Below are 24096 nucleotides of genomic sequence, written 5' to 3'. Positions count from 1 at the left end.
AGTTTGGGTGGTGTTTGCAAAACTGGTCAAAGGGCTTTTTAGTCGTCAACCTAAAACCCAGGCACCACCACCCAGCTTAATGTTCCGGGGCCAGAAAATTACGCCTGGCTCTGAAGAGACGGTTCTGGATGCACTGTTGGGTGCGGGTTTTCCAATACCCAACAGTTGTCACGCCGGTGCCTGCCAATCCTGTGTGTTGGTCACCGACCAGAGCGCGCTGGTAACCCTGCCAATTGCCTCGCGCGAGCCACTCACCGAAGCCGAACAGGCACAGGGGATGTTTCTGGCCTGTTGTGCCAAACTCACCGCTCCTATCAACGTCTACCTGCCCAGTGAAAAGCAGCACCCCAGCCATCAAGCCAAGGTAGAAGCCATCGAGCCTCTCAATGGCAATGTGGTACGGCTCTCGTTAACCACTGGGTTTGACTATCAGCCAGGTCAATTCATCAATATGGGCATCACCAACCAGCAGGGCCATTGGCAGCGCAGCTATTCGCTGGCGAGCGTACCCGGCCTGGATGAACACTTGGAGCTCCAAGTTAAGGTGATTGAAGGCGGTGAGTTCAGCCATTGGCTGCAACAATCTCCCGTTGGGCAAATCGTCACCCTGGAAGGCCCCCATGGCCACTGTTTTCTCACAGAAGAGCATCTGGAGAGCAAACACCTGCTGCTCATCGGCATCGGCACCGGCCTGGCCCCCTTATGGGGAATTGTGCGCAGAGCACTGCTGCAAAATTACTCGGGCAGCTTGCATTTGATCGTTGCCGCCCGCGAGCCTGAAGGGCTTTATCTGATCGACGAACTGCAGCAGCTGGCACAACAGAACCCACAGTTGCACTTGTCGCTGTTAGTGCAGGAAGCCGGTCCCAGCGGGCCATGGCAACAGGCCGATATTTATGAGTTTGTACGTTCGTTGGATATCGACTTCTCGCGCGCAGCCCTATTTTTAGCCGGGTCCGAAAATTTTGTGCAGAAGATGAAAAAAACTGCCTTCATGAAAGGCTGCCCGATGCGCAACATCAACGCTGACGCCTTTATCAAAAGTTAAGTTGCCGGAAAGAGTGCCTGTTGGCACCCTTAGCGAAAGGCAGCCGCCATCAGTAGGCGCATCTCTGACTGGTAGTGCTCGTAGAGTGAATCGATAGCATCACTGGCGATCTGAAAATAGTCCAAGGCCGATATTGTCGGCCTGGCAAGCAGTATTCGCTCCTCAACGGTCGCGACAAAACGGGCGATGTTCGCCGCAATCACCTCCGGGTTGGGAATCACACACAGCAGCTGCTCGGAGGCATTAATCACCTCTGCCAGCAGAAACTGCAGCCGCTCATTTCTGTCCGGCGAGCAATAGCCATCAACGGCTATACCAATTCCCAACGCGCGTACTTGGCCAATCTTCTCAGCCACAACCAACAGATCCTGCCACAAATAAGCCAAATCGTTTTTCTGTCTGACACCCCGCATACCGACCAGATAGGTTCGCTGGGCGGTAGTGACGATTATATTAAGCACCATGGCAATTAAATCGCAGTGCCGCTGAAAACTGGTTTCTGAGGTAAACGTAGAAAAGTCTGCGGTGATTTTCGCCCAGGCCAGGGTGATCTCCCGCCACTGGTTATCGTCCTTCAGCCAGACAGAAGTCGCCTCACAGTGTTCAATCTGCGTGAGCACCTTGGGCCGCACCGCCACAATAGCCGTCTGTAAGGAGTGGTCGCCATGTAAAATAGCGTTGGAGAGTCCGCGGTGTTGCTGAATAAGCGTGAGCAGTTGCTGCAGGCCACGCACAGCCGACAGACCAGTGCGGCGCAGGCTCTTTTTTCGGCGAAAGTGACGAACAGTGAATAGCCCAACCACGCCCAGCAGAGCGACACTTAATAGCAACCCGAATACCAAGAGCGTCTGATCAAGCATACCTCAGCCTGCCTCATTAATAGTGGAACCGCTATTGGTTAGTGATCCATAAACTTTGGTAGGGATGAATCGTCACCACCTCTTCCAGTGACTGGAAAATTACGCCGCTGATAAGATCCTTCCAGCTGTCTGTGCCGATAAGATTAATATCGGATAATGACAGTTCACACACCTCATCGGAAATATTATAGATACAGAATATACTCTGCCGGCGATTGATACTCTGCCGCCAGAAACCAAACAGCTTCTCACTCAGGTGCAGCGTAAACTGGGTGGCATTGGGGTGAAAGGCGGGCTGCTTACAGCGGACGCTTATCAGGTTTTTCATCGCCTCAAATACCTGATTATGCTGTGACAACTCCCCCTCCAGTTTTTCCAGGAGCATTCCATAGTCCCACTGATGACGATTGATGGAGCGGTTCTGATTGGTGTGCTTCACTTTCTCGTAGTCGTTACCGGTCGCCAGCAGGCTGTGAATATAGATACCGGGAATTCCCTCTAACGCCAACATGATGGCGTGGGCACAGAGAAATCGCTCCTTACCCCAGCGATCCGGCCCTTTGGTGGTACCCTGCAAGGCGTCAAACAGAGCGATGTTGATCTCGTAGGCTTTATTCATTCCGCCGTGGGCGGCCCGCCAGGAGACACGCCCACCAAACATCTGCATGGTATTGATAAGCGTGTCTATCTCTTCATCTTTCAACAGCCCTTCGGCTGGGCGCAGGCCAATACCATCGTGCGAGGCAATAAAATTAAAATAGGCGGTCCCGTTTTGCGCCGGGGGCATGCTCATCATCCACTGTTTTAAATATTTGCAGTTGCCGGTCACCAGTGTGTTGACCAACAACGGCGGCAGAGAGAAGTTGTAGATGCAGTGCGCCTCGTTGGCGTTACCGAAATAGGTCAGGTTTTCCCGGTTGGGAATATTGGTTTCGGTAATGATCATGGCGTGCTCACAGGAGTGCTCTATGAGCGTACGCAACAGCCGGATCGCCTCGTGGGTTTCGTCCAGATTAATGCAGCTCGTGCCCAGCTTTTTCCAAAGGAAGGCCACCGCATCCAAACGGAAAATCCGTACCCCCTTGTCGAGATAGAGGCGGATAATACGCACGAACTCGAGCAGTACCACCGGATTTCTAAAATCCAGGTCGACCTGATCGTGGCTGAAGGTACACCAAACATGCTTCGTCCCGGCCAATGTTTGCGTCTCTCGCAACAGCGGGCTGGTTCGCGGCCGGACAATACCCTCCAGGTTATCCTCTGGCGAAGCTTCAACAAAATAATTGGAACCAGGATCCTTGCCCTGCTTAAAGTTCTCAAACCATAAGCTGCGGCTGGAGCAGTGGTTAATCACCAGATCGGCCATCAAGCGATAATCCCTGGCAATAGCGGCAACATCGTCCCAATCACCAAGGCTCTCATTGACCGTGGAGAAATCGATCACCGCGAATCCATCATCCGAACTGTAGGGAAAGAACGGCAATATGTGCACAGAATTGATCACACCTTGGCAACAGTGATTCAGGAACTCGTGCAGTGTGTGCAGGGGCTTTTGCCCCTCCATTTTGATGGAGTCGCCGTAGGTGATCATGATCACATCGGACTCATCCCAATGATTTGCGTGAGCAGTCGGCTCACACACAGAGTGGTTTAACCGCATGGCATCGATCAGATTGTCCGCCAGCACCTCCAGCGGCTCGGGCAATTCCACCTCGGCGTAAATCAGCTCTAAGTGGTGAAGAATCTTCGGACGCAGGTATTCAAGTAATTCACTCATATGGCGTTAGTGCTCCGCTAAATGCCAACCATTAGAAATAGAAACAACTCATCCTTGTGCCAACCGTCAAACAGTGGCTTGCGGCTATTTGGCGAGAATCTGCGTGGCTGTTGATCTGCACGGCCGTAGTTTCGCCCACGGCCAGCAACTGCTTATCAATCACTCGTTAATACCACGCGCTAGCAGATAAAACCACTTTCTACCATAGTTCACCGGAGAGACGCTAGAGCCTATGGCAACCGATCCAAACCTATGCCCGGAATGAGTGAGAGGGCCTTATCATCCGGCCATAAACTCCTGGTGATCCTGTTCAACGGCCTCCTGCAGGCGTTCATAAACATCCGGCATAGCACTGACAACCCGGTTCCAACTGGGAATGAAGGGGGTGATCTTTGGGCTCTCGAGGAAAATCTTGCCGGCTTCCATGATGTTTTCGGCAAACATCTCCACCGAGCGCTCCTCTTCGTGCAGATCATGGTGTAAGCCATTCATCACCGCATCGTTGTGATAGGTTTCGACAAAATCCAACGCGATTCGAAAATAGGTGGCCTTGATACTGCGGAATGTTTCCGGGCTGAATACTTCACCCTGTGTCGCCAGCTTGCGAAACAGGGCTTTGGCGATATCGATCGACATACGCGATAAGCCCGCATTTTTATCCTCCAGGGAGAGATCCTGATGCTTGTGATCGTAATTCTGGGCAATGTCCACCTGGCAGAGTCGATTGTGGGCATAGTTACGGTGCATTTCCGATAACACCCCAATCTCCAATCCCCAGTCGCTGGGAATACGCAGGTCGGTCAATACATCACGCCGAAAAGAGAACTCTCCGGCCAGGGAGTAACGGAAGCTGTCCATATACTCCAGGTACTCCAAATCACCCAGCACCTTTTTCAGTGCACGCAATAACGGTGTCACCAATAGCCGGCAGACGCGACCATTGATTTTGCCGTCGGCCACACGCGCGTAAAAGCCTTTACAAAATTCATAGTTAAACAGCGGGTTGGCAACGGGATAGATCAGACGAGCCAGCAGTTCGCGCGAGTAGGTAACGATATCGCAGTCGTGCAGGGCAATAGATTCGGCTTTGGTGGCCGCCAGAATATAACCCATACAGTACCAGACGTTGCAGCCCTTACCCTTCTCCTCTGGCGCCAGGCCCATGCTGCGCAGATCATTATCCAGGGCCTGCAAACGTGGGCCATCATTCCACAACACACGGTGGTACTGTGGCAAGTCTGAGAAGAAATCCAAGGCCTTGCGGTACTGGTCCCGACTGGCTCGATCAAGGCCAACCACCACCTCCCCCAAATAGGGGACCTGCTTCAATTCCGCCAGGATATTGGGCATGGCAGGGCCTTCCAGCTCCGAATAGAGGCACGGCAGCACCAACGCCATGGACCGCTTACGGCTGAACTTGGTAAGCTCAGATTCCATATCCGCCAAGGGCCTTGGCGATAAATTATGTAACGTGGTAATTATCCCGTTCTGGTGGAAATCTGCCATGTCGCTGCCTCGTATTTAAACTGAACCGCACTGTCGAGACAGCACGAGAGTAACGCCCTCTACCCAACCTTGGGGACCAGTGGCTTTTGTAATAATTAATGAATTGGCGACCGCTGCCGGCGTCACCGCCGGTGGCTCGTGCACCGGAGAACGCACAATAATCGGGTTATCGACCACATTCAGCATTGCGACATCATTACCGCTGTCGCCTAAGCCGACAGTTGTCACAGAGGCGTGCGAATGTCGCTGATAGCAGTGGCTTAACCAGAGTAGTGCCTGGCCTTTGTCAACCGCACCGGAAATATGGATAAACCGGCCACCAATTAACACCTGGGCACCGGCTGCCTGTAACGCCTGGACAAAATCAGCCTTTACTTCCGGTGGGCCGTGCCAGTGCACCGGCTCACCAAATTGCCGTTGCGCAGAGCGTTCCGCCTCGGCTTCTGATAACCCCGTTAACCTGGCAATACCAGCAACGCCCAGCTCGGAATAGGAGTCGAAATATTCGCTAAATTGCTTACCCACATCATCCAACAGGGAGCACCAATATTGACGGGGTTCGACAAAGGCTTTTCGCCAGTAGCCAGCCACGCAATCGGTGTCTTTCGGCTGCGCTGAGAAATAACCAGTGGGGATATACACCGCTGCTCCGTTTTCAACGATAAAGGGCTCGCGGTTTTGCAATTCACTGCGCAGCTCAACCAATTCGGCAAACGTTTTACTGGTGCATGGAATAACAGGGATGGAACGACGGGATAATTCCGCCAGGAGAGGATCAGCCGCCTGATGGCTGTAGGTATGATGGTCCAATAAGGTACCATCCATATCCGTAAATATTAATAGCTGACTCATGAGGCTCTCGTTGGGTTTACCAATATCTCTATTAGGCCCAACCTATATTTTTAACTAGCAGTTTCTAACGAAATCACATTCTAATGTGCAGGCCGCACAGGGCACAACCTTTAATTGGCCAACAGTGTGGCTGTAAAGGCGGCCTACTGAGAAATAAGCACTACTTCAAACAGCAAACCACAGCTATAACTTATAGCTTAATCCTGTGCCGAAATAAATTTGACCAACCTTCTGTTACCAGCAAATTACAATCATGAAGTCACAAGCGTTCATGCAGGGTTAGTATGTTACGATCACCGTCCATCTCATATAAAAACTCAACCTTACCCGGCAGTGCTTGCAAAGTATGCTCAGTGACCCGCTGATAGTATTGAATAAACCGCTTAATTTGCTGCGGGCTCATTACACGATAATCCGCGCGCCCAGATTTAAGTCCTTGCAATGAGAGTTTTAATTTTTCTTCCTGCTCTAAACGCCACCGATAAACACAATCAAAGGAAGGCGCCTTTAACATTATCCACATATCGACCAGATCAAAAAAACTTTTGTAGCTGGTCGCCAACTGTTCATTAACGTATTTTCGCCAGATACCACTGCGATCTTCAAACTCTTCCAGCTCATTGACCGGTGTTTCCAACTCCCCTTCCGTCTGTGCGACCGAGCCCATACACCAGCCTTCAAGGATAATAATATCCACCGGAGCATCATGAGCTACCCACTCTTCGGGTGCCGCCCGATCATCAATGGCTTTGTTAAAGCGTGGTATTTTTACCGGTGACTTACCAGCCATAAGCTCCGCCAACGTATTGTTGGCCAATGCCATGTCATGGGTTCCTGGTACTCCGCGGGTGAGCAGCAGAGGGTGAACGGTTTGCGCAAGCGATTCCCGTTCAGCGATCGTTAAATAAAAGTCATCAATTGAAATAGCGACAGCTGTTTTATTGTGAATATTGGTAAAAATATCCACTGCCAATGCGGCCAGTGTACTCTTGCCGGATCCTTGGCAGCCGTTAATACCAACAACAATTGGTCTTCTTTCCGCCGCCTGAAAATTTACGATTTTTTCAAGTACTGGCCAAAACCAAGTGAGTGCAATTGTGCCATAAGCAGCCGGCAGTTTTTGCTCCGCTAAAAATCGATTGAGCACATCCTCTATGTGATTGTATACAGCTGTTTGCAAAGCCCTGTCCTCTTTTACTTACTCTTTTATGCTGTTGCTTAAGCTATCGTTGATCGGTACCACTCCCTAACCTATGTGATTGCCAAATACCACCATCAGATAATATTTAACAACTCAATTCCCAATAATTTTAGCGCAGACTTTTTCTGTATATATATTAACCTAACCAATTTATCGGCTGTTAAATGCAAGAAATAGTTCGCTCGCTATTATCACGGTGGGCCTCAATGCGAGCCTCTAGACACTTTCACGTCAGCCATAGAGTGTTTGCAGGTTCCATGCCTAACAGCGTTCATTACCGATCTTTCCCGAATGATATGACAAGCTGTTATACCCAAACCGCTGTAGCCATAGTAACTGACGATAACACCACCTATTTGAACACCGTCTGCAGGTTATAAGCGGCTCAGATTGATTTGTTGCCAACGGATTGCGAGGTCACGCCGTAACGCATCACAATGGTTCCACCGTGCCCAAATTCGGCGCCCCTCCGGTCGTTACCAAGCGGTGTCGAGACACAGACCTGGCGAATGGTTAGCGCCCACAAATCAATTCACAATAGAAAACTCTGCAACTGATCACCCAACCAGCAACCCTCGTAACTTAGTGTAAGCCATATCCAATGAAAGCGCCCTGAAACCAGTATCGCAGTCATCCAATGCAAGGGGTTTAAACAGTTACCTGGCAAGCCTGATCATTCAGCAAATTCACAGGTTGTAATGTCGAGCGCATTAAGCCAACTGTTTAAAACAGCAATAACGAATGTGCCGGGAATTCAATAACAATTAATCGCAGAGGAGAGCATAAGCCTAGAGGTGGGAGTTGATCCGCCAGCATTGTTAGCCAACAATCAATTGCACGGCCGCTGTTCTTACATAAAAAGCGTTAAGCCCGATTCAACAAGAGAGGTCGAGAAAAAACGGGGCCAGTGCACAGCCCCTTAAGAGCAAGCTTCATGAGAGAATACCCGATGAGAACGGACTCACGGGCAATTTCAGTACAGCACAGAGTATGCCAACCTCTGGAATTTGTGCTAATCACCAAATTTTTATTGAACCACCAGCGCAGCCGAGGCAAAAAATCCGTTCATAACGAACTCACTCTTCTCAGTAGCAACGCAAAAGCTTATCGCCCACAGTCTGCCTGGCCACCAGTATCAATCCAACCCACTGGCGGAAAGGGGCAAACTCAAAGCAAGATGCCCAAATCCGGACCACAGCCCACAACCCCTGCACTATTAGTGATTGCATCGAACCATATAATCGCTGCCTGTAGAATAATCGCTGCCTGCAGATTAGTGGCGGCAGCACAACTGTTAGCAAGGCGGGCTTGGGGCGAGACGAGCGGCAAACCTACCCTTTATCGCCAAACAACTCATGGCCGCCCAGCGGCAACACAACACGATAAGCCGAATAATTATTTGGAATATTGATGGTCGTTTTTACGGAGCACGGCATTTTGGCAAGGAATCCGCTTAACGATAGAGTGCAACCATTTGTGATTGCGCAACATTAAAGTGCAAACACAGTTTTCCTGCGCCATTAGTTACACCTATCTTTTAATGAGAAATTTTGTTTCTATTGACGCTGATTTTCTTAGATGCAACCGACATGCAAGCCAACCTTCTTTACGGTCTTAACGACAAACCCAAACCACAATTAGCACTTACCGCTGCCGTGCAACACATCCTGGCCAGCTTTGTCGGCATCATTACCCCCACCCTGGTAATTGGCAGTGTCCTCGGCTTAGAAACAGAAATACCTTACCTGCTCAGCATGGCATTGCTGGTCTCCGGGGTATCCACTTTCGTCCAGGTGAAGCGCATTGGCCCCCTTGGCTCCGGTGTGATTGCAGTCCAAGGCACCAGCTTCGCCTTTATGGGCGCACTGATTACCGCCGGCTCGATAGTGAAACAACGCGGTGGCAGCAGCGAAGAGATCATAGCCATGCTGGTGGGCATCTGTTTTGCCGGTGCGTTTATCGAAATCTTCGTCAGCCAGTTCATCAGTAAACTGGGGCGAGTGATCAACCCCGTTGTGACTGGAGTAGTCATTACCACCATCGGTATCTCGTTGATTAAGGTGGGCATGACCGATATGGCGGGCGGTTTTGGCGCCGCCAATTTTGGTGCGCCCGCCTACCTACTGGTGGGCATCTCAGTTTTCTTACTGATCATTGTACTGAATGCGATGCGCAACCCCTGGCTGCGCCTGTCGGCGATTCTGATTGGTATGCTGGCCGGTTCCCTGGTTGGCTATGGCTTGGGTATTTTTGAGCCCCACACCATCCCCGGCCTGCCACTGGTTTCCCTACCCATCCCCTTTAAATACGGCTTCGACTTCGACTGGCAACTCTTTCTGCCGGTGGCATTTATCTACCTGTTAACCTCCATTGAAACCTCCGGCGATTTGACCGCAGTCAGCCATTTTTGCGGCCTACCGTTACAGGGCAAGGAGTATTTGGAGCGCATTAAAGGTGGGGTTCTGGCCGATGGTTTTAACTCCATGGTGGCGGCTGTGTTCAGCACCTTTCCCAACACCACCTTTGGCCAGAACAATGCTGTCATTCAGATGACCGGGGTTGCCAGTCGTTACGTGGGTTTCTACGTAGCGGGCATTTTGGCACTGCTGGGGCTCTTCCCCATTGTCGGCGCGCTGCTGCAGCTGATACCCAAACCGGTTTTGGGAGGAGCCACGCTGGTGATGTTTGGCACAGTGGCTGTGGCCGGCGTCTCTATTCTTTCGCGTGAACGGCTGGACCGTCGCAAAACCATTATCGTCGCCTCGTCCTTAGGGCTGGGCCTGGGCAGTATGATGGTGCCCGAGCTCCTCACCCAAACTCCGCAATTAATGCAGGTGATCTTCTCCTCATCGGTGGCCGTGGCCGGTTTGACCGCTATTCTCCTATCACTGCTGCTGCCGGAGCCAGGCGACGCCAGCAATGTGGCTAAGGTTGAGCCTGCAGACTGTTAGAGACTGGCAAGCCCGCCTGTAATTGTTCAGAATTGTTGTCCACCCCATTGCCAGTTGACCACCATGAGCCGTTTATCCGTACACAAAGCTATTTGGCTGAAAAACCCACAAGCCACCTTCACGGGTAACGATCAAAACGCCGCTGGCGGTGTGGTGGTCGCCGGCAGTGAAATTGTCGAACTGGTGGCCGCAGGCCAGACACCTGAAACCCGCTATGGGGAGGAGGTTGATCTGTCGGGCTGCGTGCTCATCCCCGGACTGATCAACACTCACCACCACTTTTATCAGACCTTAACCCGCTGCCTGCCCACAGCGCTCAACAAAGAGCTGTTCCCCTGGTTAAAGTCCCTCTACCAAGTGTGGCAGCACATCACCCCGGAGATGTTAACCACCGCCAGTCAACTGGCCGTGCTGGAGTTGATGCTCTCCGGCGCCACCACGGTAGGCGACCACCACTATGTCTTCTCCCGCCAGCTGCAACAGGCCATTGATGCCCAGGTTGAGGGGCTCTCCCAGCTGGGTGCCCGCATTCAGCTCACCCGCGGCTCCATGAGCCTGAGCGAGAAGGATGGCGGCCTGCCACCCGACAGCGTGGTGCAGAGCGAAGATGAGATACTGGCCGACTGCGAGCGGGTGATTCAGCGCTACCACCAGAAAGGTGCCAGCGCCCGACTGCAGGTCGCTCTGGCGCCCTGCTCCCCGTTTTCCGTCTCCGCGCAATTGATGCGCGAGACGGCCGCTCTCGCCGCCCAACACAATGTGCTGATGCACACCCATTTGGCAGAGACAGAAGACGAAAACCAATTCTGCCTGCAAACCTATGGTGCCCGGCCGGTGGACTACCTCGAGCAGTGCGGCTGGCTCAACGAGCGCACCTGGCTGGCTCACGGCATCCACTTTACACCAGCTGAAATCAGCCGCTTGGGCAAGGCCGGTGTCGGCATCGCCCACTGCCCCAGCTCCAATATGCTCTTGGCCTCCGGTATCTGCCCAACTCTGGAGCTGCAGGCGGCCGGCTGCCGGGTGGGCCTTGCTGTGGATGGCTCCGCCTCCAACGATTGCTCCAATATGATTCAGGAAGCCAGGCAATCGCTCCTGCAACAGCGCCTGCGTTACGGCGCCACCCGCATCACTGCCGAAACTGTTCTCAGCTGGGCAACCCAGGGAGGCGCCGATATCTATCGACGGCCAGAGCTGGGCCAGATTGCCCCCGGCAAACAGGCCGACCTGGCGATATTTAAGCTGGATGAACTGCGCTTTTCCGGTGCAGCTGATGCCATCGCTGCACTGGTGACCTGCGGAGCTCATCGAGTCGATAAATTGATGGTTGCCGGGCAGTGGCTGATCGAGCACGGCAAGCACCGCTTCATTGATGAGCACAAACTAATGGCAACGCACCATAGAAAAGCAAAAATATTGTGGGGCAAGGCCGGGTTATAAATAGGATTTGTGACGCCATGGCACGAATGCGGCCCCTGGCGGACGATGGCCATCCGCCAAGTTGACCGCCACCAACTCTGCCAAACCAACCAAATTGGGCACCTGAGCAATCTAACAGCTAATTCGATTAAGCCACCATTCAGCCTTCAATTTAATGATCAACTTAATCCGTTAATTATCTGACCAACTGGACAGGTTATTGGCACCAATCCTGCTATCCCCCAACCATCACCATTCGTTTTACTTTCCACACACTCAGGTCTTGGGCCTAGCCCTTATTTCCTTCGGGAGGAATTATGCAAAACAGATTTTTCCGACGCTTGCCTATGGCAGCCGCTGTCGCCTATGGCATTGTCGTGTCCACCGCAGCCACCACTGCCTGGGCAGAAGATGACACCAGCGGTCTGGAAGAGGTTATCGTCGAGGGTTCACTGGGCAGCTTGCCCGGCGAAGACGTAGAGGTATTTGGTTTCGGCAAATCACTGCTGGAGACCCCACGTTCAGCCTCCACCATCAGTTTCGAGCAGTTGGAGCGCTTTAGCGTCTCCGATATCGATGAGCTCGTCGCCTTTGCGCCCGGTACCTTTACCCAGTCCTTCTTTGGTGTAGCCGGTTCACTGGATGTACGCGGCACACCTGGCGAAGCCTATTTCCGAGGCATGCGCCGCCTGGATAACCCCGGCAACTACCCCACCCCCATCGGCGCATCAGACCGCATTGATATCGTGCGTGGCCCAGCCTCACCCATTTTTGGTCCGTCAAAAATTGGTGGTTATCTGAACTTTAATCCGAAGTCCGCCCGCGCCAACGGCGGCCAATATCTGGAGAGCTACGAAGGAGAAATCGGTTACACCACTGGCTCCTGGGATAAAAGTATTATCACCGCTGAAGTGGGCGGCCCAATCGCCGATAAAGTTGGCTTCTACCTGTACGGCGAATTTGAAGACTCCGACAGCTACTACGACAACACCGCCACCAAGCAAAATATCGTACAAGCCTCATTTGATATGGACGTCACCGACCAACTGCGTTTCCAGTGGGGCGGTATGTACCACGACTATGAAGGCAACCAGGTTGCGGGTTGGAACCGCTTAAGCCAGGATCTGATTGACAACGGCACTTATGTCACCGGCAGCGCGCAAGCCATCGACGGCATACTCGATGGCGTTCAGGACGGTGTCATCTCCCACCAGGAGTATGGCGCAGTTGACGGCGGCCTGAGCCAATTCAGCATTCCCGGCGTGTTTGGTCCTGCCGTCAGTGACGCCATGGCCTTGGAGAACCCAGGCACTGCCAAACTGGATGGCAGCAACGTACTGGTGGCACCACAAGATACCCTGGAAAACGAAGCGGTCACACTCTATTTCGATACTATCTACACCATGGGCAGCGGTTGGGAAATCACCAACAAAATGTTCTACGATAGCTACGATAACCTCAATGAAAACGCCTACGGCTTCTCCCAGTTCCACGATAGCTATGCGCTCGAAGAGAAACTGATCTTCGCCAAAAGCTTCTCTAGTGAGACACTGACCACCTCCATTCAGCTGTCGCCTTCAGTTCGCTACACCGACTTCAAACACGGTGATGACTTTGCCGATGAATATTTTGATCGTCGCGATTTAACGGGCCCAGCCTCTGCAGTCGACACCCGCTTGTTGGCAACACAAATTAACGACGATTTTGACAATTACGATGTCGGTAATTACACCAACTATGGCGCGGCCGCGCTGGTCGATTTGAGCTTCACCAATGGCTTTAGTGCCTTAATCGGTGTTCGATACGACGTTATCGATATGGAATCAACCTCGGTTACCAATAAACTGCTTGGCGAGGCTGATGATGCTCCCGACGTAACGGATTCAGACACCGACGACGATGTCTCCTGGACAGTGAGCTTGAGTTACGACTCTCCCGTTGGCCTGATCCCCTACGTCACCTTCTCAGAACAGGTCACTACTGTCGCGGGCCAAGGTGCTGAGATTCCCGTCTCCAATATTACCGATGGCGTGGCTTTCTCAGGCTCCGAGCTGCAGGAATTTGGTGTGAAAGGCAGCTTCCTGGAAGACTCGCTCTATTTTGCTCTGGATTACTACGAACAGGAACGTATTGATTACAGCGCGCAAAACACGGTCACCAACAACACCACTAAAACAGAAGGTGTCGAAGCTGAACTGCGTTGGGTGGTGAACGAACACCTGGTACTCACCGCCGGTTACACCAACGTGACGGTAACCAACCTCACGGCAGAAAAAGAGGGTACTCAATTCAGCTTCTTTGGTGCGGACGATATTGCCACCTACTATGGCATTACCGATCCTTCACTGGTCTACGGCGGTCGGGTAATTGGTTTGGTACCTGCGGGTAACGGCGAGAAAGCCGGTGTGCCTGAAAATATATACACCTTCACTGGCACCTACGATTTTGGTAATGGTCTGGCGTTCAACACCTCTATCATCAATGTCGATTCCGTCTACTCCGGCTTCTCACAATCCGTTGAGCTACCCAGCTACACCCTGGTTAATGCGGGAATCTATTTTAACTACGATAAATTCACCATTAGCTTGAACGGCAAAAACCTGACTGACGAAACCTACTACCGCTCCAACTTCCCGGATCTGTTCGGTAGTCAGATTGTGCTTCCAGAACTGCCACGTAGTTATGAAGCCAGCGTCAATTACAAATTTTAATTAGTAACAACCCATAGCGCACAAGGATGTGCCTTGAAGAAGATAGTCGTTGTAACGTCGCTGCCAAGGAATAACCTCTTAACCAGCGACGCTGTTAAGGACAGAGAAATTTACCGCTGAACGGACTCACCATTTCAGCAATTAATTTCTTCAATTTAATCAGTTTTCATTGAGTAGCTTTAATGCTCAATCGTTGTCTAGATTAAGGTAGCGCCAATTTAAATTTGCCAGGCACTAAGCCAGTCATTGCCATCGGTAACAACCACAGTGAGTGGCAATCGTGGGGCTGGAATAATGTGCTGGTAAGTATGGCTTGCCAGTTTTGTTTAGCTCCAGCTCCAATTGTGTGAGGCATGTGATCTCTCCTGCAGCCCTCGAAAGAGGGCTTTTTTTTGCCCGAAGAAAACCGATTACCAATTAAGCTCGCTAGGACTCAGTGGCCAGTGGACTCCTGGTCGGTCATCGGTGACGGTTCCCGCCCCAACAGTTTTACAGTCAGCCACTGATGCAACCTGGCAAAGCCATGCCGAATATCTTCACCTATCAGATACATTGAAGGCACCAGCAGCAGCGTTACAAAGGTGGCGAAGAGCACACCAAAGGAGAGCGAGATAGTGGTTGGAATTAAAAACTGGGCTTGAATGGAGCGTTCCAGCATCATCGGTAACAGGCCTACAAAAGTGGTTACCGAGGTTAACAATATCGGCCGAAAGCGCCCCACCGCCGAGGCGACAATCGCCTCAAAGGGCGCTGCCCCCTGATCGCGATTGCGATGCAGAGCATCGAGCAGCACCAGGTTATCGTTGACCACCACCCCTGCCGCCGCGCCTATCCCCAAATAGGAGAACATCGCCATCGGCATACCCCACAGCATGTGGCCGAACACAGCCCCCATAAAACCAAAGGGGATAGCGGTCATCACCAACACCGGGTGCCAGTAGGATTTAAAGGCAATGGCGATCAGCGCATACATAGCAAACAGGGCCATCACGTAGAGGCTCTTTAACTCCTCCAGAAATTTTTGTTCGCCTTCGGCTTCGCCCACCGCCCCCAGAAACACACCGGGAAACTGTGCCTTCCAGGCGGGAAAGAAATTCTCTTCCAGGTCGGCGGCGATCAGATGGCGATCATCGCCCACCATCTCCGCACTCACCACACTGGAACGTTTGCGCTCCCGACGGTCGATGCGATTAATGCCCGGATAGGTATCGATCTCCGCTATTGCCAACAACGGCACTTCCCTGCCATCGGTCAGACGCACGCGAAAATGATTCAGGCTCTCCAAATTGGTTCGGCTGGTGGCGGGGTAGCGCAACATCACGCGCACATCGTTACCACTGCGCGCTAAACGCTGTACCTCTTCACCGTAGTAGGCCTGGCGTACCTGGCGTGACACCTCGGCCAGGGTCAACCCCAACTTCTCGGCGCCGGGCAACAGGCTCAAGCGATACTCTTCCGTTGCCGCCTGCAGATCGCTGCGCACATCGTACAAATTATCGTAGCTGCGCAGCTGGGTCTCGAGTGCTGCCACCGCCGCTTTCAATACATCGAAGTCGCTGTGGCTGACGGAATATTCGATATCCGGCTCCCAGTTACCCAAGGAGTGATGATAAGAGACGGCGTCGGCATCGGGAATATCGCCCACCAATACCCGCAACCGCTCCGCCGCCTCTTTGGCGGAGATCTGCCGACTCTCAGGCGGGACCAGTTTAACAATGGCGATCACACTTTCACGGCGGGAGCGGGTATACCAGTTCTCAATTAATTTGCCACTGCCCCCTTCGGTGGCGGCCAGCTGTTCGATTTCCGCCACCAATTTGCGCTCCCCCTCCTGCAACTGATCAAGCACGGCCAAGGCACGCGTGTAGGGTACGCCATCGGGTAGATCAACATTAACCACCACCTCGTCACTTTCGATATCGGGCATAAAATCAAATTTCAGCCAACCACTGGTCAACAGTGCAACACTCAAGGCCAGCATGCCAAAAAAGATAGCCAACACCGTGTAGCGGTTATGCAGTGATAACAGCAGAAACTTTTTATAGGGGCCGCCGGCGAAATCGATCAGGCCATGTTCAATGCGCGACTGCAATTTACCAAAGCGGCCTTTGGGCTCTACCGGCTGCAATTTGCTTAAATGTGCCGGCAATATAAAAAAGGCCTCCACCAGCGAAAAGCTCAACGCACAGATAATAATAATGGAGACCTGGCGGGTTAACTGAGCATCCTCGCCACTGATAAACAACCAGGGGGCGAAGGCGATCATGGTGGTCAACACGGCGAAAATAACCGGCTTTAAAACCAGCTGAGTACCCAGCACCGCCGCTTTCGGCCCACCTTTTTTAGCGCCTACGTGATGAATACTCTCGCCTACCACGATGGCATCATCGACCACAATGCCAAGTACCAAAAGGAAAGAGAAGGTGGAGATAAAGTTGATGGAGACATCGGTGTAGGGCAACAAAATAAAGGCACCGCAATAGGCGGTAAAAATGCCGGACGAAACCCAAAAGGCCACCTTCGGACGCAGGGTTAACAGCAGCACCACACACACCAGAATCAGCCCATAAAAGGCGGAGTCCATAATGGTTTTCATGCGGCTGTTGTAGGCGTCGGCCATATCCGTCCAGAGAGTGAGGCTCATACCCTCCGGCATCCGCGGTTGGGCTTCTGCCAACCAGGCGCGCAACGACTCACTGGCCTGCACAATATTGATCTGCTCAGTGGTCAGTACCTGAATCAACACCGCCGGCTCACCGTTGAGGGTGGCCAGGATTTCATTATCCTCAAAGCCGTCGACCACGTGCGCCACATCGCGTACGCGCACAATAGCGCCCTCTTCGGTTTGGCGAACGATCACATCGCCAAACTCATCTTCGTTCTCCGCCAGGTTGCGGGTGCGCAGTTGTACGTCGCCGGTTTCGGTTTTTACCCGCCCGGAGGAGGTGTTCACCGAGGTCGCCCGAATCGCCCGGGCGACTTCATCAAAGCTGACGCGGTAACGGCGCATCGCCTCTTCGGAGAGCTCGACCGAGACCTCCTCAGGCCGAACACCAAACAGCTCCACCACCGAAATTCCCGGCAACAGGGTAATCTCATCGCGCAGCTTTTCCGCCATGCGCTTGAGTTCACGTTCGCTGAAGCCGTTACCGTGTACCGCGACACGCTGCATTTCGTTGCGCCACACCTGTTGGCGGATGCGGGCCGGCTCAACATCACTGGGGAAGCTGCGAATGGAGTCGACCCGGGCACGAATGTCGTTCATGAACTGCACCGGGTCCGCCCCGGGCTTGCCATCAATAGAGATCTCAGCCAGCCCTTCGCTGGCGGTGGAGCGCAACCGTTCGATGGAGTCCAGATCGGTGAGCGCCTCTTCGATACGCATCACCAACTGCTCCTCCACCTCCTGGGGCGCGGCACCCGGCCAAGCCACCGACACGGTCGCCGCAGTCGCCCGAATGGTGGGGAAGAACTCGCGGTCCATACGAAAGAAGCCCAAAATGCCGGCGATGATGATGCCAATCATCAACATATTGGCGGCCACCGGATTGTTTACCCACCAGGCGATGGAACCTTTCATGAGCGATCCCCTCGGGCAGTGGCCGCTGGGCTAACAGAGGTATCAGGGCCGGCGAAACCTTGCGGGGCCAGCGCTTCCACCTTTAAGCCGTTAATGGGGTCGCGCACCGGCGAGACCACCACCTGTTCACCGACGGCCAGGCCGGCGCGGATCACGGCGGTGTCATTATCGGTGTGTTGCACATCCACCACCCGGATATCCAGAGCGCCATCTTTAACCACAAATACCCGATTACCGGCGCGCAGCGCTTCCCGGGGAATGCTTCGGGCATTGGCCAACTGCTGGCCGCCGATCTCGGCATCGACAAACAGCCCCACCGCCAGGGGCGAACCACTGGCCTGCAAAGTCTCCTCACTGTAGGGGTTGGGCACCTGCACCATCGCGTATATAACCCGGGTAAGCGGATCGAAGGCGGAGTCGACACGGACCAGGTGTCCCTGCCAGTAGCGGGTAAAACCCATCACCTTGGCCGAGAGGGCCACCGAGGGGCCATCGCCCAAGGGGGCGGTGTAACCGATGGGCAACCCCAGCGAGGCCAACTGTGAATCGGTGAGCGGCAGGCGGACCTCAACCACATCGTCGGCAAAGACCTTGGCCAGCGGCGTGCCCTGAGTAACGTACTGCCCCAGACCCACGGCCTCGGCCCGCACCCGGCCACTGTATGGCAGCGCAACCTGAGTTCGCGCCAGGTCAATCTCCGCCTGCTGCAGACGCGCCCTGGCGGCCGCCAAGCCCGCTTGTGCCTCAGCCAGTTGGGGTTTTTTCAGGCCGAGGGCGGAGGCTTTAACGCCCGCCAGCTGCTGGCGAGCCACCTCGGCATCGGCCAACCCCTGATCGACCTGCACCTGCTGGCGGGCAAGCTCGGCCTTGGCATTGGCCAGTGCCACCTGGTAGTCGCTGTCTTCGATGCGCAATAGAACCAGACCGGGAGTAAAGACCCCGCCTTCGGTGAATTCCGGCGATACATAGACCACCTTGCCACTCACCTCGGCGATCAGGTCGATCTCGGTTCTGGCTTTCACCTCACCCTGGCTGGTCACCGTTAATTGGCGCACGCTCTCCTGCACACTCTCCACATAAACGGTACGCGGCCGGGGCACCTCCGGCTTGCTCTCCGGTTCTGGCTTACTGGCCGATAAACCCCAAATGCCGGCGACGGTCACCAGCACCACTGCCAACGGCACAACAATCTTTTGCAGCCGAGACATAACCCTCTCCATCCATTCTCTTTTTATCGTTGAATGCCCGGCAGCGACAGCCAGAAAATTAGCTGGCGCCATCCATAGTCAATGCGGTTCACCAAAATCAGCACGCTGCGCGATTCCCACTGGGAAATCACCTGTCCAAATTACGAGGCGAGTGGTCGATACCGGCATGCGCGGCCTGTTCTGTCGCGAAATTCTCTATAAAATGTTGAAATTAGCGCCAGTCAGGTAGAAAGATTTTCAGGTTTACCGGGCAGTAAGACTCAGACGAAGAAGAAAGCGTTTACCCGGTTAACTTATTTAAAAAGAGAGGATAGTTGCTCAGCCCCGGGCATCTGCCCGAGGCCTAGCGTTAGAGCTTAGAAAGGCGGGTAAATTGGCAACGAGCGTTAAATTCGGTAACCGAATTGCAGCGCCGCCGCTAGCAGATCGTCACTCTCAGCGAATGCAGCATCCATAAGAAAGCGCCCCAACTCCAGGCCAACCCCATAGCTGATGACATCTCCCCGGGTATCTTCGAGGTCTTGGCGGTAGCCAACGCGTAGAGCGAGCGGCGCTAATACCTGCCACTCGGCACCCAGCGCCCACTCCTGGATTTCGCGGTGGCCAGCAGCGGAGGTGATGGGCACCAGGTCGTAGTCAAAGCCCAGCTTAAATCGATCACCGAAATAGCCAATGCCCAGGCGAGGTTTGCTGTCGATAGTCAATTCACGCTCCAGCGGCGTGGCGAGCACATGGCGGGCGACATCTTTCCAGGTAAAGGCAAAATTCCAGTGGCCCACCCGGGTCGCCACCCCTAAATCGGCACTGAGTTTGCGCTGCCACGCACTACTCTCGCCGGTTTCCACGCTATTGCCACTCACATCCAGGTAGGAGTCGTAGGTCTTGAGCACCATGATTTTGGGTGTGAATCCAAAGGCGACCGGCTGCCCCCAGAGGCTCACCTCTTTGGCCACCGCCACACCGAGTTCATTGGCCACGGCACCCACGGCCTGCGCACTGCTTATGAGGTTATCGCGCGGGTCAACCAAAGTACCATCGGCATTGAACAGCTCCGGATGGGCAGTGCCGCTCTGCCCGCCGGTGGCAATAAAATCGAGCCCTTCCACATAGTCGGCCAGCAGATCGAGGTCAGCCTGCTCGATTGAAGAGAGATCGCCATCACCGATTACCCGAGCTCCCCAGTAGAAGGCGCCCCCCTGGCGCTCGCCGGGTTCGGCGATTGCCACACCCAGAAAGCCATCGACAAACAGGCTGCTGCCCTTGATCTGGTTGAGCGAAGAGAGCAACGCCGAACTGGCATCCACCACGCCGCCGGCATTGGCCGCCCCCGGTGCGGCATTAAACGCGGCCACGGAGTCGCTCAGATTATCGGCCAACTGGTCGTCGTCGATATCCTGAATATCTTCGGCGACCTCCGCCAACTGCAGAGCCAGAGTGGGAAAATAGAAACTGCCGTGGTGGCCGCGGTCTTCGTCGTAATCGTACTGCGCCAGCAGCGCCGGGTTATAGAAGACCGCTGCACCGGAATCGGCAATGGCGGTGCCACTGCCGCCGAGGGCCATCACCTTTGCATCGTATATCCCATAGCCCTCAGCCCGCAGCGTGGCGGATGCACAGGCCGCCACCAAGGCCAGGACGAGAGTTCTATAGTGAATCGGTTTCATCGTGTCCATTCCCGTTTTTGCTCCATTTGAGCCTAGCACTTATCACCGGAGAAGACAGACACGAGGCGCCAGCGCGAGAAGCAGGCCACACTCGAACCGAGGATTCAATCAGAGGGGGTAAGCGGAAGGAGGTAAGAGAAAGCGCAGTGGCAACCACCAGCGGTATGAGAACAACACTGGAAAAAAAGGGTAGCCAGGCTACCCGAACACACAGAGAACAACTGAAGAATTGATAAACAAACGGCATTGGTAGGCGTTGCCAGAAGCAGCCCACCGTTGCCGTGTTAGCAAACCACTTAGCCTAATGCCACCTCAATTTGGCCTTCATGGAGTCGTACCGGATAGGTGCTCACCTCGATACTTGAGTCCTCCAGACATTGGCCGGTTTGCAGATTGAAATGGTGCTTGTAGAGTGGCGAGGCCACTACCAGGGCGTCGCCAAGAGAACCGGTGATACCGCGCGAGAGAACATTGGCCTGACCAATGGGATCGTAGTTACCAATGGCAAACAGCTCGCCGGTGGCGCGCAATTTAAATACCGCCACCTGCTCTTCACCCACCAACGCACAAACACCGGTACCGGCGATAAGGTCATCGTCCTGACACACTGCCACCCAAGTTTCTGACATAAACACAACCACCCTTTTAAATTCGTCGATGATGAACACCCAACCGGTATTCACTCTGTGCGGTTTTACACTCTATACCGCATCACTTATGCAGAAGTGATTCAGCAATCAATAAACGTTTCAAGTTCGGTGTTGCTAACTCACCAGCTCAATAACGGTAATGTTGTTGGCCTTCTCTTCGGCAGTCGCCGGCCGACGCTGCCCCCGCTCCACCACATAGGCCAGTTGGCTATCGCTTTTATCGGAATTAATAAAGTGGGCAAAACGTTTCAGTTTTTCCGGAGACTCGATCGTGGACTTCCACTCACACTGATAATTGGCAATATTGCTGGCCATCTCGGCTTCCAGCTCTTCACCAATTAACAGCGAATCTTCCAGCACCACTTTTTTCAGATAATCGAGGCCGCCCTCTAAATTCTCCAACCAAACCGAGGTGCGCTGCAGGCGATCGGCGGTACGAATGTAGAACATTAAAAAGCGATCGATCATTTTGATCAGCGTGGCTTGGTCGAGGTCGGAAGCCAACAAATCGGCGTGGCGGGGGCGCATACCGCCGTTGCCACACACGTATAGATTCCAACCCTTCTCGGTGGCGATCACACCCACATCCTTACACTGCGCTTCGGCACACTCACGTGTGCAACCCGATACCGCAAATTTCAACTTATGGGGAGAACGCAGCCCTTTGTAGCGGTTCTCTATCGCCACGGCGAGGCCAACCGAGTCGTCCACGCCGTAACGGCACCAGGTGCTGCCAACACAGGATTTAACCGTACGCACCGATTTACCGTAGGCATGCCCGGTTTCAAAACCGGCCTCAACCAGTTTTTTCCAGATAAGCGGCAGCTCGTGCAACTGGGCACCAAACAGATCAATTCGTTGACCACCGGTAATTTTGGTGTAGAGATTAAACTCCTTGGCCACCTCACCCAGCACAATCAATTTTTCCGGGGTGATTTCGCCACCAGCGATGCGCGGCACAATGGAGTAGGTACCATCCTTTTGCATGTTGCCGAGGAATACATCGTTGGTATCCTGCAGCCCCACCAGCTCATCTTTGAGCACATATTCGTTCCAGAAGGAGGCGAGTATCGAACCCACCGCGGGCTTACAGATATCGCAGCCATGGCCTTTACCATGGCTGGCCAGGAGCTCGTCAAAGGTTTTAATCTTTTTAATTCGGACAATATCGGCCAGCTCCTGCCGGGAGTAGGCAAAGTGTTCGCAGAGGTCGGTATTCACCTCGTAACCCAACGACAGCAACTTGGCATCCAACACCTGCTTGGCCAGCGCCGAACAACCACCACAGCCGGTCGAGGCATTGGTGGCCTTTTTCAGCATCGATATATCCGTGGCACCGGCGGCAACAGCGGCTTCTATCTCGCCCTTGGTGACGTCGTAACAGGAGCAGATCACCGCCGTTTCAGGCAGGTTATCGACGCCAAGGCCGGCACTGGCACCATCGACCGAGGGTAGAATCAGCGCCTCTGGTGCCTCGGGCAGATCCATATTGTTGAGCATCAACTGCAACAGGCTGCCGTAGGCTTCCACATCGCCCACCAGCACCGCGCCCACCAGTTTTTTACCATCGGCGGAGACAATCAGCCGTTTATAAACCTGGCCGACATCATCGCTGTAGGTGTAACTCAAACAGCCGGGGGTGCGGCCATGGGCGTCGCCAATACTGGCAACATCGACGCCCAGCAATTTTAATTTGGTGCTCATATCGGCACCGGTGAACTCATCGGCCGCGCCGGTGATATGCGCCGCGGCCACCTTGGCCATGGTGTAGCCCGGTGCAACCAGGCCGAAAATGCGCCCACTCCACAAGGCACACTCGCCCACGGCGTAGATATTTTCGTCGGAGGTTTGGCAATGGTTATTGATGGTAATGCCGCCGCGCTCGCCAATTTCCAAGTCGAACTTGCGCGCCAGTTCATCCTGAGGCCGAATACCCGCCGAGAAGACAATCATGTCGGTCTCCAGGCTGGAACCGTCGGCAAAGTTCATTCGGTAACGACAGCTCTCGCCGGGAACGATTTCGGTGGTCGCCTTTTCGGTGTGTACCCCCACCCCCAAGGCCTCAATTTTGCTGCGCAACAGGGCACCGCCACCCTCATCCAGCTGCACCGCCATTAAGCGCGGCGCGAACTCCACCACATGGGCTTCCAGGCCGAGACTTTTCAGCGCGTTGGCCGCCTCCAGCCCCAACAGGCCACCACCCACCACCACGCCTACTTTCGACTCCTTGGCCGAAGCGGTAATCGCCTCCAGATCTTCAATGGTGCGATAGACCAGGCAGTGCGGTTGGTCGCCACCGGGAATGGGTGGCACAAAGGGATAGGAGCCGGTAGCCAAGACCAACTTATCGAAATACTCTTCGCGGCCGGAGCTGGTCACCACCTGTTGCGCCAGGCGGTCGATCTCCACCACCTTCTCGTTGAGCAGATAATTGACCCCCTGTTCCTGATAATAACCCTCGCTGGTGAGCATCAGGTCATCGACGCTGGCGCCAGAGAAGTAGGCGCTCAAACGGACACGGTCATAAGCCAAGCGTGGCTCTTCGGAAAAGGTCACTATCTCGTAGTCGCCGTTGCCGGCATCCAACAAACAGTCGATAAATTTATGTCCTACCATGCCGTTACCGACGACTAACACTCGCTGTTTAGCCATTGCCATCACCTCGTCCA

Annotated in this window: 14 protein-coding genes; 4 read left to right on the top strand and 10 right to left on the bottom strand. The window is 53.8% G+C overall.

Translation table 11 applies throughout. From position 1 onward, the window contains the following. Positions 1-10: 10 nt before the first annotated feature. A complete protein-coding gene (locus SBL51_RS18595) occupies positions 11-1048 on the top strand; it encodes an FAD-binding oxidoreductase (protein ID WP_317932623.1) in 1038 nt (345 codons plus the stop codon). A gap of 29 nt (positions 1049-1077) precedes the next feature. On the opposite strand, the gene SBL51_RS18590 is transcribed toward SBL51_RS18595, so the two are convergent. The 5 genes from SBL51_RS18590 to SBL51_RS18570 form a co-directional block, all read right to left on the bottom strand. After that, a complete protein-coding gene (locus SBL51_RS18590) occupies positions 1078-1908 on the bottom strand; it encodes a hypothetical protein (protein ID WP_317932622.1) in 831 nt (276 codons plus the stop codon). A gap of 31 nt (positions 1909-1939) precedes the next feature. Beyond that, on the bottom strand, positions 1940-3685 hold the full coding sequence (locus SBL51_RS18585; protein ID WP_317932620.1) for a sugar phosphorylase: 1746 nt from the start codon (positions 3683-3685) through the stop codon (positions 1940-1942). 279 nt (positions 3686-3964) lie between these two features. Beyond that, positions 3965-5191 (bottom strand): glycosyl transferase, encoded by a 1227-nt coding sequence (locus tag SBL51_RS18580; RefSeq protein ID WP_317932619.1) that lies wholly within the window; start codon positions 5189-5191, stop codon positions 3965-3967. Between the two features lie 15 nt (positions 5192-5206). Continuing rightward, a complete protein-coding gene (locus SBL51_RS18575; protein WP_317932618.1) occupies positions 5207-6043 on the bottom strand; it encodes an HAD-IIB family hydrolase in 837 nt (278 codons plus the stop codon). Between the two features lie 259 nt (positions 6044-6302). Continuing rightward, positions 6303-7223 carry a kinase gene (locus SBL51_RS18570; RefSeq protein ID WP_317932617.1) on the bottom strand — a complete coding sequence of 307 codons (921 nt, stop codon included), beginning with the start codon at positions 7221-7223 and terminating at the stop codon, positions 6303-6305. A gap of 1610 nt (positions 7224-8833) precedes the next feature. Here SBL51_RS18570 and SBL51_RS18565 point away from each other — a divergent pair. The 3 genes from SBL51_RS18565 (at position 8834) to SBL51_RS18555 (ending at position 14325) form a co-directional block, all read left to right on the top strand. Further along, the gene (locus SBL51_RS18565; RefSeq protein ID WP_317932616.1) at positions 8834-10195 is read left to right on the top strand and encodes a nucleobase:cation symporter-2 family protein; all 1362 of its coding nucleotides are present in this window, start codon (positions 8834-8836) and stop codon (positions 10193-10195) included. Positions 10196-10258: 63 nt separating this feature from the next. Beyond that, positions 10259-11635: an 8-oxoguanine deaminase gene (locus SBL51_RS18560; protein WP_317932614.1), complete on the top strand. Its 1377-nt coding sequence runs from the start codon at positions 10259-10261 to the stop codon at positions 11633-11635. 296 nt (positions 11636-11931) lie between these two features. Next, a complete protein-coding gene (locus SBL51_RS18555) occupies positions 11932-14325 on the top strand; it encodes a TonB-dependent receptor (RefSeq protein ID WP_317932613.1) in 2394 nt (797 codons plus the stop codon). Positions 14326-14758: 433 nt separating this feature from the next. On the opposite strand, the gene SBL51_RS18550 is transcribed toward SBL51_RS18555, so the two are convergent. From SBL51_RS18550 to nirB, 5 genes are all read right to left on the bottom strand, one after another. Continuing rightward, a complete protein-coding gene (locus tag SBL51_RS18550) occupies positions 14759-17905 on the bottom strand; it encodes an efflux RND transporter permease subunit (RefSeq protein WP_317932612.1) in 3147 nt (1048 codons plus the stop codon). Further along, a complete protein-coding gene (locus SBL51_RS18545; protein WP_317932611.1) occupies positions 17902-19113 on the bottom strand; it encodes an efflux RND transporter periplasmic adaptor subunit in 1212 nt (403 codons plus the stop codon). The genes SBL51_RS18550 and SBL51_RS18545 overlap by 4 nt, the downstream gene beginning before the upstream one ends. A 386-nt stretch (positions 19114-19499) precedes the next feature. Then, entirely contained in the window at positions 19500-20786 is a 1287-nt protein-coding gene (gene traF, locus SBL51_RS18540; protein ID WP_317932609.1) for a conjugal transfer protein TraF, read from the bottom strand. A gap of 287 nt (positions 20787-21073) precedes the next feature. Beyond that, positions 21074-21406 (bottom strand): nitrite reductase small subunit NirD, encoded by a 333-nt coding sequence (nirD, locus tag SBL51_RS18535; RefSeq protein ID WP_317932608.1) that lies wholly within the window; start codon positions 21404-21406, stop codon positions 21074-21076. A gap of 135 nt (positions 21407-21541) precedes the next feature. Beyond that, positions 21542-24079, bottom strand: a complete 2538-nt coding sequence (gene nirB, locus SBL51_RS18530) for a nitrite reductase large subunit NirB (RefSeq protein WP_317932607.1) — start codon at positions 24077-24079, stop codon at positions 21542-21544. Positions 24080-24096: the final 17 nt, after the last annotated feature.

Source organism: Halioxenophilus sp. WMMB6, assembly GCF_033283405.1.
Classification (GTDB): domain Bacteria; phylum Pseudomonadota; class Gammaproteobacteria; order Pseudomonadales; family Cellvibrionaceae; genus Halioxenophilus.
The sequence above is the reverse complement of the archived record's forward strand: the minus strand, read 5'-3'. Positions and strand labels throughout refer to the sequence as shown.